The sequence below is a fragment of the Okeania sp. SIO1H4 genome (assembly GCF_010672695.1).
GTDB classification, from domain to species: Bacteria; Cyanobacteriota; Cyanobacteriia; order Cyanobacteriales; family Microcoleaceae; genus Okeania; species Okeania hirsuta.
The window spans coordinates 450,036-464,495 of record NZ_JAAHGB010000006.1 but is presented as its reverse complement, the minus strand read 5'-3'; the positions used below and the strand labels follow the sequence as shown (position 1 = coordinate 464,495).

The window sequence follows — 14,460 nt, the reverse complement described above, 5'->3', positions numbered from 1 at the left end:
ATATTGCCTAGGCAATATTATCAAATGCGGTATACCATAAAAGAGTTAATATATAAAAAACTAAAATCAAATTAACTGAAGTCTGATAAGTTCCATATTCATAGATAATAATTATAGTTTTCGGAGATCCTCAGAAATAAAAACGCAAATAATTGTCAAAATTGTTGCAAGTTGCAGCTTAAGTAAAAAATCTTATGATTAAGCAAGTTCAATCCTCCTTTCGTAGGATTCTGCTGTCGCGAATTTTACTACTTACTGTACCAGTATTAATACTAGGACAGTATATCATCTACAGAAAAGCACGTTCTACACTTCTAGACACTGCTCGTCAAAATCTGAAAGAAAGCGCAGACAGAAAGGCCGAAGATATTCAACTTTGGGCTAAATCTTTAGAATCTAATCTAATTAATGCTAGCGAAAGTTATGTACTTCAATCTGGTCAAACTGAAGAGTATCAAAAATATGTTGAGCAGTTATACCAAATGTTACCAACTCAGGTAAGATGCGTTCAATTGAGTAACTTACAAACTTCTGAGATTATAGCTAATACTTGTGATGATGAATCAATAAATTCTCCATCACTAAATATATGGCCTGCGCAGCACAGACAGCTAATTAGAGAGATGTCTAATGTTGATATAAGTTATATATGGCCAGAACAGTTAAACTCGGATAGTTTCTCAAGTGATGATACAGTTGCTCAGAAAAAACAAGTTAGCTTAGGTTTGAGTGTACCAGTATATGTTGCTGAAGGTAGTGAAAGACAATTGCGTTATGCCTTAAGCATTAAGTCGGATTTACCAATGCAAACAAATCGCAGAAGAGGTTCACTGGCAGGTTCAACTGTAGTAATTAATTATAAAGGTACAATTTTAGCTAGTCCAGATCCTGATAGAGTAGGGCGTAATATTTCTGATGGACCAGATGCAGAAAGACTAAAACATATTATCAGAAATGCACAGGAAGGTAGAAAAGATTTTATCCACATATTCTCTTTTGAAGAAATAGATATTTCAAAAAAGAGTAATAGTAATCCTCTGAGAGAATTTATTGATGAATTTAAAAAGATATTGCCTGAATTATTAGGGCTAAAATTATCAGCAGATGATGAATTTTTAGTAGGATATGCACCAACTTCTAGTCCTGTAGACCGTGATGATGATCAAAAGTGGATTGTTTTAGCTATTACACCTATAGACTTTGCTTTATCTGGTCTTAGACAAGTTCAAAAGGTTCTAATTATTCTGATTTTTGGTTTAGTTGGTGCTAGTGTTATGGCAACTATTTATTTGGCTCGCGATTTAGCTCGTCCTTTGGAAAAACTTAGAGATTATGCTCTTGCTGTCAATGATTTAGACTCTCCCAATAAAGTACCTATAAGTCTAAGAATTCGTGAATTTAATCAATTAGCAATTGCATTGGAAAGTATGGTCTATAGGCTTAAAAGATGGGCAAATAAATTAGAAGTTACTTCTAAAGAAGCTCAAGTTGCTAACCAGTTAAAAAGCGAATTTTTGGCTAATATTTCTCATGAATTAAGAACTCCACTCAATGGAATTATTGGCTCTATTCAATTGATTGATGATGGATTTTGTGATACGAAAGAAGAAGAAAAGGAGTTTTTGAAACAAGCTAATGATTCTGCAATTCATTTACTAGGAATTATTGATGATATCCTAGATATTCGTAGAATTGATTCAGAAACTTTATCGATATATTTGCAGGATGTCAATATTGGCAAATTATTACACGAAACAATAGATTCATTTAGAGAATATATTAAACAAAAATCTTTATTATTAAAACTAAATATTCCTGAACAAGTAATAATTGTTAATGCTGACCAAGAAAAGTTGAAGCAAGTGTTTGAAAATGTTATAAGTAACGCAATTAAGTTTACGGAAAAAGGAAGTATTAATATTTGTCTTATCCAAGAATACAATAACTTTATTGTTGCTGAAAATACAAATAATTTATCTGATAATTATGGTGGGAAAGAAAATCGGGTTTTAGTTAAGATTGAAGATACGGGAATTGGTATTAATCCAGAGCAACAAGATAAACTGTTTCAGCCTTTTGTGATGGTAGATGGTACAAAAACGCGTAAGTTTGGAGGAAATGGATTAGGATTAGCTATTTCTCGCGGTCTGATGGAAATGATGAATGGCAGTATTCATCTCTATAGTGAGGGAGTAGACCAAGGAACTACAGTTGATATTATTATGCCAATCAAGAAACAACAAGATATTCAAACTGAAATGCAATTAAATTCTTAGAGTTAATTAAACATTGCAGAAAGAGGGTAGGAGTCAGGAATCAGGAGTTAGGAGTTAGGAGTCAGGAGTCAGGAGTCAGGAAAAATGGGAATTACAGAGGATGTAGTTGGAATAATTGTCCCTTAATTTTTCTGTCCAACTCTTGCACAAAATGCGCTCCATGCATGAGCTTTATTGACCGAAAAGCTGGCACTTTTTTCAACTTAAGAAGGCTGAAACTTTTATATGTCAATGCTTTGATAGTTAATTAGCAGAGCAATAATTCATACCAAATTGATAAATGTTTGCTACAAATATCTAGGGTATTTCTTAGGAGTCAGGAGTCAGGAGTCGTATCGGAATGTCTTTAATACCATTTTTTAGGGCGTAAACTATCTTTTTAGTCAAAGGGGCATTTCCTATAAAGTTTTTTTATCGCTCTTACTATTCGTAACATTCTTTTTTCAAATTGGTATAACATAGGCGCAATGACATCTTTGATAATTAGTACCTCAGTAGCGTATAAATTATTCTGATGTTTACTTATCCCCTGCTCCCCTGCTCAAAAAAATGTAGCAAACATTTATTAAACTGGTATTACTTTTCCTCCTTGCTCAAGAGAATCATTTAAAGCACATAAGATTCCTACTAATTCAGCACCCACCCAACCAGAAGAAATTTGTGAAGCAGTATTCTGACGAATACAATTTAAAAATTCATTGCATACTTGACCTAAAGGTTCAGCTTTGGCGATCGCTAAAACTTCCCGACTGACACCTACTGCTTTCCAGCGATTATTTTGCTCTTCTAAATGACCGTGCTGAATAACTAAAGGTGCATCTGCAGACATTTCATCAAAAATCAATGTTCCTTGAGTACCTACTACTCCTAAACGACGTTGTTTATCAGGATTTAGCCAACATAAATGTAAAAAAGCTTGAAAACCACTAGGATAAGTAAGTTTAGCCATCACTAAATCTGATTGTGGGGGTTGTTGAGGTAGCCAAACCGTGCCATTTGCTTGTACTTCCACAGGTCTTTGATCGAGCCAACTGTTCAAAATACAGATATCGTGAATTGCTAAATCCCAGAGAGAATCTACATCTGGACGTACAGGTTCAATATGAGTGCGTGTAGCGTACCCATAGCGTAATTCTCCTAATTTACCTTCTGCTACGATAGTTTGACCACTTTGGACAACTGGATTAAATAAATAAGTATGATCGATAAAAAGTTGACGTTGTTGTTGTTCAGCTAATTTGCATAATTCCACTGACTCTGAATATTCAAGAGTCAAAGGTTTTTCCGAAAGAACATGATAACCTTTTTTCAGAGCAGCACTAATAATTTCGTAGTGGGTAGAAGCAGGAGTAGCGATCGCCACTGCTTCTATTCCTGGTAACTCTAAAGCTTTTGTCCAATCTTGTAATAATACGATATTTTGGTCCAATTGCAAGCGCTTTTGAACTGCTTGTAACTGTTCTAGGTTAGGGTCTACTATGGCGATAACACGAGATTGAGGATGATTGCAGAAGTTACGAATTAGGTGAGTTCCCCAACGACCTGCACCAAATATAGCAATTCCTATTTCCATTAGTTTTGATGTAAAAATATAGCTGATTTTATCGTAGTTTTTTCACCCTATCATATTTAGGCTAGTATGGCAATTATAGTAGGGAATAGGGAATAGGGAATAGATTTTCACGGCAAAGAAGATAGGAAAAAATGTTCCATCTTCAACCATTACCAAATATTTCTCTATCTCCCCATCTCCCCATCTCCCCATCTCCCCATCTCCCCATCTCCCCATCTCCCCATCTCCCTAAAGAAGATATCTAATGAATAACCCGCCCCTCTTTAAAAATTGTTTGTTTGCTAGAATGAGTAGTCAAACGGTCTAATAAAGTTGCACTCGCCTCATTCAAACCAATTAAATGTACTTTAATACCTCGTCTCCGAAAACGTAGTACAGCTTTATCTACTGCATCTACAGCAGATTGATCCCATAAATGAGCATGAGTTAGGTCAATAGTTACAGACTCAAGATGTTCGCGGAAATCAAAGGTGTTGAGAAAATTTTCCACAGAAACAAAAAATACTTGACCATTAACGCTGTAAATACGTTCAACACCATTTTCTTTTAAATAAGAGTCAACGAAAATCAGCGCAGCAATTTTACGACTGAAGAAAATTGCACTCAACGCCACTCCAACAACAACTCCAATAGCTAAGTTATGAGTCAAAACTGTCATAAACACAGTTGTCATCATCACTGCTGTTTCACTCTTGGGTACTCGACGAAGATTGCGAATAGAATCCCAATGGAAGGTACTGATAGAGACCATAATCATCACTGCAACCAAAGCCGCCATTGGAATACGCGCCACCCAATCATTTAGCAGAATAATACAAACAAATAGAAAAATGCCTGCACTTAAAGACGAGAGTCGCGTCCTTCCACCAGACCCAATATTAATCATCGACTGACCGATCATCGCACATCCTGCCATTCCACCAAAACATCCGGCGACAATATTAGCAATTCCTTGTCCTACTGCTTCCTGATTTTTATCACTAGAAGTATCGGTGAGGTCATCAATAACATTAGCTGTTAAAAATGATTCTAGTAACCCCACTAAAGAAAGTGCCAAAGCATAAGGCAGGATAATATCGAGGGTTTCAAAGTTGAGTGGTACTATTGGTAGGGCAAAACTAGGTAGAGCATCGGGCAATGTTCCCATGTCTCCTACAGTGGGTATGTCTAATCCCGTAGTCAGTGCGAACCCAGTGATGACAACAATAGCAACTAAAGGAGAAGGTATTGCTTTAGTGATGCGAGGCAACCCGTAAATAATGCCTAATCCTGCTGCTACCATTATATAAACCCAGATAGAAGCATCTTCAAACTGAGTTAGTTGAGCATCAAAAATTAATATTGCCAGAGCATTGACAAATCCTAACATTACTGCTCTAGGAACAAATCTCATTTGATTTCCTAACTTAATCCATCCTAGAAAAATTTGCAGGATACCTGTGAGAATAGTGGTTGCGAATAGATAATTTAAACCATAATCTTTAACTAAGCTTGTCATCAGCAACGCCATAGCTCCGGTTGCTGCGGAAATCATTCCCGGTCGCCCACCTAAAAAAGCTGTCACAATAGCAATACAAAATGAAGCATACAACCCTACTTTTGGATCGACACCAGCAATAATAGAAAAACCAATGGCTTCAGGAATTAAGGCTAAAGCCACTACAGCGCCTGCTAATAAATCTTTTTGGACATTAGAAAACCAGGCTTGTTTCGTTAATATATCTTTCATTTTCCCCATTTCTAGCACAATAACAGTTAATCCTTTTCCCTGGAAGTCAAAGGCAAATTTTGCTCCGCGAAGAGTCTGCAGTTAGGCGTGGTATCTTAACATGATTCATCATATCCCTAAGTAAATTAGGCAAAGTAATCAAATTAGACAGATTTATGGGGAAATATTTGCTATTAATAACTTTTCTAATGTGGCAAAGTTAAGAGTGATTATTAGCTAGTAAGTGCATATTATTCTTATGTTTACTACCTCCTGGGATGGGTTAGGGGTCATTCCCGCGCTCAAGAAAACATAGAAAAGTTTTTGAGATTTGGTATTATTAATTCTCTGATTTTTTCGGTTTCAGCACTAATTTAACTTTTAAATTTGTACCAATTTTTTCTTTTGTAATATATAAATTACCTTCCCCCTCAAAATTCAAACCTACTTCCACCTCAGCTTGTTCAATTTCCATATCTTTACTAATTTCTTGCCAAGTATCAGTAATTGGACGACTAATATTTATTAATATAGGTTTAACTTTAGCAAAACTAGATTTAACTTGTTTAATAACATTCTTAGAAATTGGTTTGGCTTCATTCTCTGAAACTTCTGCTTCAACCAAAATGCCATCTTCTAGTTCAATTAATCTGGTGGCCATATATGTTTATTACTAAATTTAATTGCTATTCTATTCAAGCACATTTCAGTGATTTTCAGAATATAGATATACAAAAACTCAACTTGTTTGCCACTAATTGGTATCGGTGCGTTGCAGCCCACCCTACAGAATTAAATACTACTTCTTCCTTCTTCAAAAAAATTAAATGGGATAAAGTTTATTAATTTGGTGATTCTAGTGCTGTTTTCAGGGTGTGCCAACTCAGTAAAACACATTTAATTCTGATGGGAAATTGGGCAACTCCTTGAAAAATATTTAGTTTTGGTAAATTATCGGAAAGACTAATTTCTCCTTTGAGCATTTGACGAAATTGTTCTGTTATTTCTAAGGCTTCTTCTCTAGTTTTTCCTAACAATATTTCTGCCATTAAATCTGCGGAAGCAATAGTTAAGGCACAACCTTTTCCTTGAAATTTTATATCTTCTATAATTTGCTTTGTTTGACTAAATTTTATTGTCAGTTCAATACGATCGCCACATAAGGGATTATCTCCTATTTGATAGCGGTCTATAGGGTTTGTTTTTCCTTGATTTTGTGGATATTTAGCACGTTTAAGAATTGTTTGGTGTTGGAGGTTACGAAGATGGTTTTGAGTGTTCATAGGTGTTATATCAACTGTGAAAAAAGAATGTTTTTGTGAGGTGAAAATTTAATTATTAAGTAATTATATCAATCTTCTTCCTTCTGTTATTGTTTTAATTAACTCTTACTCCTGACTCCTGACTCCTTGACCCGAAGTGGCGATAATGGCAAGTACTTGACTTTAGCCCACGCAGCAATAACATTACCTAGCCATTTAGTTTTGTCATAAGATTGATAGGAAAGAAGATTATACTCTCGATTTGCTGTTTTGATTAATAAGCCCCACGATGAAAATCTATTTCCTTTAAAACCGCTAGTTTTAACTTGTTGTACATATTGAATTTTTGACCGTTTAATTTCTTGTATTTCATTTGTTAAAATACCTATATCTTTGGTAAAAATTAAGCAATTGAATCTAAAGTCAAAACTTAATTTACCTAGAAAAAAATAGAGAATTATATAGATTTGATTGAATATTTTAGCCGCAAAAAAATACAAAATTAAGGGAATGAAAAAAAATAGAAAAGTTAAAATACTGATTAAATAATCTTGAGTCAGCATAAATGAAGTTATTAATAATGTAGCAATAAAAAAACAAAATAATATCCAGATAAAAAAGCAGATAACTGAGAATATAAGTAAGTATGTCATACCGTTTGGACGGTAAACTAATAGGAGGTCGCTGTTAGGCGAATAAAAGATTCTGAACCCCTTCGGAGGTGGAATAATTGGTAACATGAAAACACCAAAAATAACAAAGGAAGTAAGTTAAACAATTAATAATTAATAATTAATAATTAACAATTACCTCTTCTTTTAAAGGAGAGGATTTACGCTTAAGGAAAATTTTTCTTTTTATCCCCTTAAAAGGGGAGGCTTTATACCACAATTTTTTGGTAAAAGTAAAAACAGTTGATGATTTATGTATCATAATTTATTTTCTTTTAGTTTTTCAAGTAAAAATCACAATTTATATCATGTCCGGATAATTAGCGATAAAAAAACTTTCTCCCTTCTAACCTTTTTTTTCTTTTTGCCTTACTTGTTCCAAAGTTTAAGTATTCAACCGGACATGGTATTATTACCTTCTTCCTTCTTCCTTCTTTCTTCTTCCTTCTATTCTAATAACTTATCTGGAGTAATAGGCAAATCTCGAATACGCTTACCTGTGGCATGATAAACAGCATTAGCGATCGCTCCTGCAACTCCTACTATAGAAAGTTCCCCAATACCCTTAGTTCCCAGAGCATTAACATAGGGGTCTTCCTCCTCCACAAACTGCACCTGAATATCCGGCACATCTAGCTGCACGGGTATCAAATAATCAGAAAGATTATGATTCAGAATACGTCCGTAGTGAGGAGACATAATAGTATGTTCCATCAACGCCATACCAATACCCCAAGTAATACCGCCTATCATTTGACTGCGGGCAGTCTTGGCATTGAGAATACGTCCAGCACCATAAACACCAACACACCTTGTCACTCGCACTTCTCCCAACAAACTGTCTACTCGCACCTCCACAAAAATTCCTCCGAAAGAATATTTGGCATATTTCTGCTGTTGCTGTTTCGATGCATTATCACCAACCGCTTCAATATTTTCTAAACCATGACGAGTCAGAACTTCCTGATAACTTTCTCCGACAGCAGGATTATTTTTCAAGCATAATTTCCCAGACTCAAAAATTACCTCCTCCGGTTTTGCCTGATAAAGGGGTGAGTCAGAATCAGAAATTGCTATCTCTAAAACTTTACTCCGAACTTTCATTGCTGCTGCTTGTACTGCCGTACCCACACTACTAGCTGTAGTCGAGTTTCCGGTAAGTGGCGCTTTGGATAGCTTAGTGTCGCCAAGTTTAAATTCTACTTGTTCCACAGATACCCCTAAAACTTCGGCAGCAACCTGTGTCATCACAGTATAAGTTCCTGTACCTAAGTCATGGGTAGCACTTTCGACTAATATTTCCCCACTATTATATATAGTTACTTTAGCAGTAGCAGGAAAACTACCCGCAGGAAAAGTTGCACTGGCCATGCCCCAACCAATTAGACTTTCGCCGTCACTCATAGACCTTGGTTTGGGGTTGCGGTGTTTCCAGCCAAATATTTCTGCTCCTCGCTGATAACATTCTTTGAGAGATTTACTGGACCACGGATGCCCAGTAGCAGGTTCTACATCTGCATGGTTGCGGACCCGGAGTTCGATGGGGTCTAATTCTAGAGCGTAACTAAGTTCATCCATTGCTGACTCTAAGGCAAACATTCCCGCTGCTTTCCCTGGTGCCCGCATAAAAGTGGGAGTGCCAGCATTGATACGGCCAAGGCGATAGTTGGTATCAATGTTGGGGCAGCGATACATCATCTTTGTTGTCATTGTCACGGGTTCGGTAAATTCGTCAAAGGGTGACGTTATAGTTTCGCCGATGTGTTTGATGAGTGTGAGTTTGCCTTCTTTTGTTGCGCCGAGGGTAAGATGTTGTTTAGTGGGGGCGCGATATCCGACGGACGTATACATTTGAGCGCGGGCAAGCACTAGTTTAACTGGATGCTTCAAATAACGCGCTGCCAAAGTGGCAAGGATGGTGTGAGACCAAACAAGTGCTTTACAACCAAACCCACCGCCGAGAAATTCAGAAATGACGCGGATGTTTTCTGGGGGAATGTCGAAAACTTTAGCCATCGCCTTTTGTGCAGAATAAACTCCTTGAGTTGTTTCGTAGAGAGTGAGGCGGTCGTCTTGCCAAACTGCGAGAGTTGCTGAGGGTTCGATGGGGTTATGGTTTTCCATCGGAGTACTGTAGGTTTGTTCGACTAATACCTCTGCTTGGGAATGCCCGGAGTTAATATCGCCTCTGAATATATGAGCGGGTAACATTCCACCAAAAATTTTTTCTGGATAATATCCTTGTTGGAGTGCTTCATCTATATCTATAGTTGGTTGTTCGGTTTGATATTCAACTTTAACTAAGGTAGCTGCATACTGAGCTTGCTCTAAAGTTTTTGCCACTACTATCCCAATGTGCTGTCCTTGATAATAGATATTCTCGTCCTGGAGAATGGGAAGACTTTGCCCACCAGGAAAAAAAGTAATTTGATTAAATTTGGGAACGTTGCGGTAGGTAATGACTGCCAATACTCCGGGAGCGGTTTCTACTGCGGTAGTTTCGAGCTTGGTAATTTTGCCTTTAGCAATGGTGCTTTCTATTAATACGCCGTAAGTCAAATTTTCAACTGGCATATCAGCGGTGTAACGTGCGCCACCTGTAACTTTAAGTTTTCCGTCTACACGGTTGATGGGTTTTCCGATAACTTTGTTCATGTTTGGTGTTTACTTAAATAGTTCGTAATAGTTATTTTTTTTGCGTTTGGCGAAGCAAAACCGTTAACGTTTGCGCCCTTCATGCCGAAAGGAGGTGTTGTGCGCCAGCTCAACAAAAAACTTTCTCCTTCTACTGGGGGTTTCTTATTGTTTCTTCCGTTCTACTAAACTTACCCAAACTTATCCAATAGGGTTTTGGAGCTAGCTTCCTGCTTCTGTGAGAACCACTGACCGCAGTCTGTAACTTATTCTCTCCACAGGCTTAAACTCGCTTGGAACTCAAGCTACTTATACACATAGTTTTTCAAGTTGACAGCAGCATTAAAATCTCTGTCAGCTTCAAAACCGCATTCACTACATTTGCTAACGCAAAGCTCCGCTAACGTAAGTTCTCAAGTTTAACGGCATTTTCTGTTGATGCCCACAGTTTGAACATATTTGAGAACTTGGATAGTTACAGTCGATGGGGATATCACTATCCCTCACCTCTGTTTCAAAACCGGACTTGAGAGTTTCCAGCTCATCCGGCTCCTAACATTAGGAGATAGGATGCGTTGTACGCCAGCAAACAAAAAACTTTCTCCTTCTACTCCTGTTTCTTCTTCTTTCCTGCCTCCTGACTCCTAAGTAATACAGTTGACAGCGCACGAATAATGCTACGTTTAGCTAGTTCAATTTTGAACTGGTTATGTTGTTGTGGTTTTGCTTGTGCCAAAGCTACTTCTGCTGCCGTAGAAAAAGTTGCTTCATTTATCGGTTTTCCTTGCAATGCTGTTTCTGCTTCCTGGGAACGCCAAGGTTTTGTACCAACTCCTCCTAATGCTAGTCGCGCAGATTTAATAATATTTTGCTCAACTTCCAGAGCAAGAGCTACAGAAACTAGGGCAAATTCATAATTGGCGCGATCGCGTACTTTGAGATAGTGGGAGTTGCTAAACCAGGAAACAGCAGGCACTTCTACGGCAACTATTAACTCCCCATGCTCTAAAACATTTTCTCGGTGAGGTGTATCTCCAGGCAACAGATAAAAATCATTTATCGGCACTCGACGTTGTGCAGTTTTACCCTGAATACAAACTACTGCACCTAAAGCAACTAATGCTACTGCCAAGTCTGAAGGATGAGTGGCAATGCAATATTCGCTCGTACCTAAAATAGCGTGCATTCTATTGTAACCTTCTATAGCAGGGCAACTCGTACCTGGAATACGACGGTTGCAAGGAAAAACTGGGTCGCGAAAATAATTACAACGGGTACGCTGTAATAAATTTCCTCCCACTGTTGCCATATTCCGCAGTTGAGGAGAAGCACTTTCTAATATTGCTTCTGAAATGACAGGATAGGAATTTTTCACTGTGGAATAACGGGCAACATCGCTCAATTTTGCCAAAGCACCGATACGGAGGTTGTTGTCAGCATCGACTTCCACTGAGTCTAAAGACAGAGAGTTGATGTCTAGAACTTGCTTTGGTGTTTGTACGCCATCTTTAATTAAACCTATTAAGTCTGTACCACCAGCAATAAAATATATAGTCTCATCCTGAGAAACTGTGCTTATGGCGGTATTTTCTTCATTAACTCTGGCATAACTAAATGGCTGCATTTTCTGTTTTCTCCACTACTTCACGAACTGCTGCAACGATATGATGATAAGCACCACAGCGACAAAGGTTGCCACTCATACCTTCCCGAATTTCTCGATCTGACTTTGGTTGTGTTTCTGCTAGTAAACCTACTGCGGAAACTATTTGACCGGGAGTGCAATAACCACATTGAAAGGCATCATGCTCAATGAAAGCTGTTTGCACTGGATGGAGTTGTCCATCTTCTGCTAAACCCTCAATAGTAATAATTGACTTTCCCATTTGCATTGCTGCCAAAGTCATACAAGCATTAATTCGTTTTCCATCAACTAATACCGTGCAAGCTCCACATTCTCCGCGATCGCATCCTTTTTTTGTCCCTGTTAAACCTAGATATTCTCGCAGTGCATCTAACAGAGTCACGCGAGGTTCTATCTCTAGATGATGTTGCACTCCATTAATTTTTAATGTTAGTGCTATTTTTTCTTTTTCTAACATTTTAATAATCTGTAAAATTTAGATAACTATTCTGTCATAACTACCATAAGACTTACGCAGTAGAGTGTATTTCGGTCATTGCGACCGATAGGGTTTGCGGAGCAGTCCGGAACGGAAAGCAATCTCAAACACTATTTTTTCGTGCCTTGTGCGTAAGTTTTGTACCAACTAAAATAATATCAGACTTTTTCACTTTTAACCGAAGTAATTTTTAAGTTTTTTTATCATAATATGGGGATATAGGGAGATAGGGAGATGTTAATCAAACATAGCATTACTATTCAGAAATTGTATAAGATTTGATAGTCCTGCATAGTAATGCTATATGCAGATGAACAATGCCTAGTGCGGGCATCCTCGAAGGGAGGGAGCAAGATTATCTCACTACTATATCTGGTATAGCATTGGAAGGAAACGTTAGGAAAGTTCAAAAGGGAGCAAGATGCTCCCACTACTGTGTCTGGTTACAAAAATAATGACAATGCACGACCATGACAATGCACTACCACCTAAGATTTTTGCTAAAAACCCTAAATATTTTGAGACTTAAAAACGAAAATTTCAGCTTTTAAAACACATTTTACTTAAACAGGACTTACGCAGGTACGCTATATGTAGTGTATCTTCTAATTTGAGTAGGTTCGATTATAGTTCATAGTTTTTGGGGACATATACTATCTAAAATACCAGTCGTTTTCTAGTAGTAATCAGAGCATAAATTTTTAGTAAAAATTGTTTAAATTTATTTAATAAATTCACTCAAAAAATATAATTGTTAGATGATTTTATTATTGTATAAATGTATAAAATATGGATTTTACTTATGTTGATTACTGTCAATATTTACTCAATCCTCAAACAAACTATACCATCAGAAATTTAGCAAATCATCTACAAGATATTAGTCATGATACAATTAATCGTTATTTAAGAATAGCAAATTTAAACTATCTAGATTTATGGCGAAATGTCAAAGAAGAAATTGTGACTTACAAACAAGGTTATCTAATTTTTGATGATACAGTTATTAATAAGAAGTTCTCTGATCAAATTGAAATTGTTCGCAGACAATATAGTGGTAACGAACATCAAGTAATTCGAGGAATAGGAGTAGTTAACTGTATTTATTTCCATCCTAAAAGTGAACATTTTTGGATAATAGATTATATAATTTATGATCCAGATACTGACAAAAAAACGTGAGTTTGATCATGTTGAAGAAATGATTTTTCATGCTGTAAACCATAAAAAACTACCATTTAAAACTCTATTAATGGATAGCTGGTATGCAACACAAAGATTAATGGCCTTGATAGATAATTTAGGGAAAATTTATTATTGTCCATTAAAAACAAATCGTTTAGTCGATGATACGGGTGGTGTAGAAAAATATCAAAAGATTGGATAATTAACTTGGAATGAATCAGAAAAAATATCAGGTAAAATAATTCAAATTAAAGGGTTTCCAAGACATAAGAAAGTAAAGGTTTATGGGCAACTATTTCTGCCAATATAACAGAATATATTGTAACTAATGACTTAAGTCAATCTTCAGTAGATGATGTAGAATTTGAGATTAAAACCAGATGGAAAATTGAAGAATTCCACAGAGAAATTAAGCAATTAACAGGTCTAAAGTTTTGGATTTGGTCCTCTGGGTAAAATTCAAAAAAATCATATTGCTTGTGCGATGTTGGTGTGGAATTTTTTAAAGAGGTTAGCTGTGAAAATAGGAAAAACTATTTATCAAGTTAAGCATGAATTGTGATCAGATTATCTGGTCTCAGAATTGAAATATCCTTCAATTAAAATGAAACTTGTTTAACTTGAATAGCTGAAGTTTTTTTGAATTAAGACTGAAGCGATCGCACACAACTATAGTGAAGATCGCCAAAATTATTATGCACTATATATAGTGTCTTTGCGTAAGTCCTGTTAAACAAATAAACCTGTAAAAAAAAATAGTGGGATAGATTCAGGGAAAAACTTTACTATTGGTATTACAGCAGATTCCTTGCATAAGAAGTACAGAAATTAACAATTAAATGTTTATAGTGCGGGCATCTTGCTCGCGATCGGTGTACCAAAGTGGAATCTGCTGTATATTAATGTGAATTAATATAATTTAACTAGCTATCAGCTTTTCAGTTCCAGAATGCTCCGCAAACAGCATTTAGCTGTCAGCTAAAAATTCAAGGGTTTAAGTCCCCCACTATATTTGAAAAAGCGCGTGG

At 36.5% G+C, this 14,460-nt stretch carries 11 protein-coding genes and 2 pseudogenes; 3 read left to right on the top strand and 10 right to left on the bottom strand.

All coding sequences use genetic code 11. The annotated features are described in order from the left end of the window. Nucleotides 1-194 precede the first annotated feature (194 nt). On the top strand, nucleotides 195-2,276 hold the full coding sequence (locus tag F6K06_RS06370) for a HAMP domain-containing sensor histidine kinase (protein ID WP_287240246.1): 2,082 nt from the start codon (nucleotides 195-197) through the stop codon (nucleotides 2,274-2,276). A 565-nt stretch (nucleotides 2,277-2,841) separates the two neighbouring features. Here the strand turns inward: F6K06_RS06370 and F6K06_RS06365 are convergent. The 4 genes from F6K06_RS06365 to F6K06_RS06350 form a co-directional block, all read right to left on the bottom strand. Further along, nucleotides 2,842-3,849: a Gfo/Idh/MocA family protein gene (locus tag F6K06_RS06365; protein WP_287240247.1), complete on the bottom strand. Its 1,008-nt coding sequence runs from the start codon at nucleotides 3,847-3,849 to the stop codon at nucleotides 2,842-2,844. Between the two features lie 42 nt (nucleotides 3,850-3,891). Continuing rightward, nucleotides 3,892-4,065, bottom strand: a complete 174-nt coding sequence (locus F6K06_RS06360; RefSeq protein ID WP_287240249.1) for a hypothetical protein — start codon at nucleotides 4,063-4,065, stop codon at nucleotides 3,892-3,894. Nucleotides 4,066-4,090: 25 nt separating this feature from the next. Continuing rightward, nucleotides 4,091-5,578 (bottom strand): SulP family inorganic anion transporter, encoded by a 1,488-nt coding sequence (locus F6K06_RS06355; protein ID WP_287240252.1) that lies wholly within the window; start codon nucleotides 5,576-5,578, stop codon nucleotides 4,091-4,093. A 319-nt stretch (nucleotides 5,579-5,897) separates the two neighbouring features. Further along, nucleotides 5,898-6,218: a CU044_2847 family protein gene (locus tag F6K06_RS06350; protein ID WP_287240254.1), complete on the bottom strand. Its 321-nt coding sequence runs from the start codon at nucleotides 6,216-6,218 to the stop codon at nucleotides 5,898-5,900. Nucleotides 6,219-6,220: 2 nt separating this feature from the next. On the opposite strand from F6K06_RS06350, the gene F6K06_RS06345 reads away from it, so the two are divergent. Further along, entirely contained in the window at nucleotides 6,221-6,403 is a 183-nt protein-coding gene (locus tag F6K06_RS06345; RefSeq protein WP_287240257.1) for a hypothetical protein, read from the top strand. Here the strand turns inward: F6K06_RS06345 and sufU are convergent. From sufU to F6K06_RS06315, 6 genes and pseudogenes are all read right to left on the bottom strand, one after another. Then, on the bottom strand, nucleotides 6,400-6,840 hold the full coding sequence (gene sufU, locus F6K06_RS06340) for a Fe-S cluster assembly sulfur transfer protein SufU (RefSeq protein ID WP_287240260.1): 441 nt from the start codon (nucleotides 6,838-6,840) through the stop codon (nucleotides 6,400-6,402). The genes F6K06_RS06345 and sufU overlap by 4 nt on opposite strands. A gap of 98 nt (nucleotides 6,841-6,938) precedes the next feature. Then, a complete protein-coding gene (locus F6K06_RS06335) occupies nucleotides 6,939-7,382 on the bottom strand; it encodes a hypothetical protein (RefSeq protein ID WP_287240262.1) in 444 nt (147 codons plus the stop codon). Between the two features lie 555 nt (nucleotides 7,383-7,937). After that, nucleotides 7,938-10,145 carry a xanthine dehydrogenase family protein molybdopterin-binding subunit gene (locus tag F6K06_RS06330; protein WP_287240264.1) on the bottom strand — a complete coding sequence of 736 codons (2,208 nt, stop codon included), beginning with the start codon at nucleotides 10,143-10,145 and terminating at the stop codon, nucleotides 7,938-7,940. A gap of 284 nt (nucleotides 10,146-10,429) precedes the next feature. Then, a pseudogene (locus F6K06_RS34515) lies at nucleotides 10,430-10,480 on the bottom strand (hypothetical protein); the annotation flags it as partial. Nucleotides 10,481-10,731: 251 nt separating this feature from the next. Beyond that, nucleotides 10,732-11,748 (bottom strand): xanthine dehydrogenase family protein subunit M, encoded by a 1,017-nt coding sequence (locus F6K06_RS06320; protein WP_287240266.1) that lies wholly within the window; start codon nucleotides 11,746-11,748, stop codon nucleotides 10,732-10,734. Beyond that, nucleotides 11,735-12,226 (bottom strand): (2Fe-2S)-binding protein, encoded by a 492-nt coding sequence (locus tag F6K06_RS06315; protein ID WP_287240268.1) that lies wholly within the window; start codon nucleotides 12,224-12,226, stop codon nucleotides 11,735-11,737. Before F6K06_RS06315 ends, F6K06_RS06320 begins: the two co-directional genes overlap by 14 nt. Nucleotides 12,227-13,036: 810 nt before the next feature. Here F6K06_RS06315 and F6K06_RS06310 point away from each other — a divergent pair. Continuing rightward, nucleotides 13,037-13,994: pseudogene (locus F6K06_RS06310) on the top strand (transposase). Nucleotides 13,995-14,460: the final 466 nt, after the last annotated feature.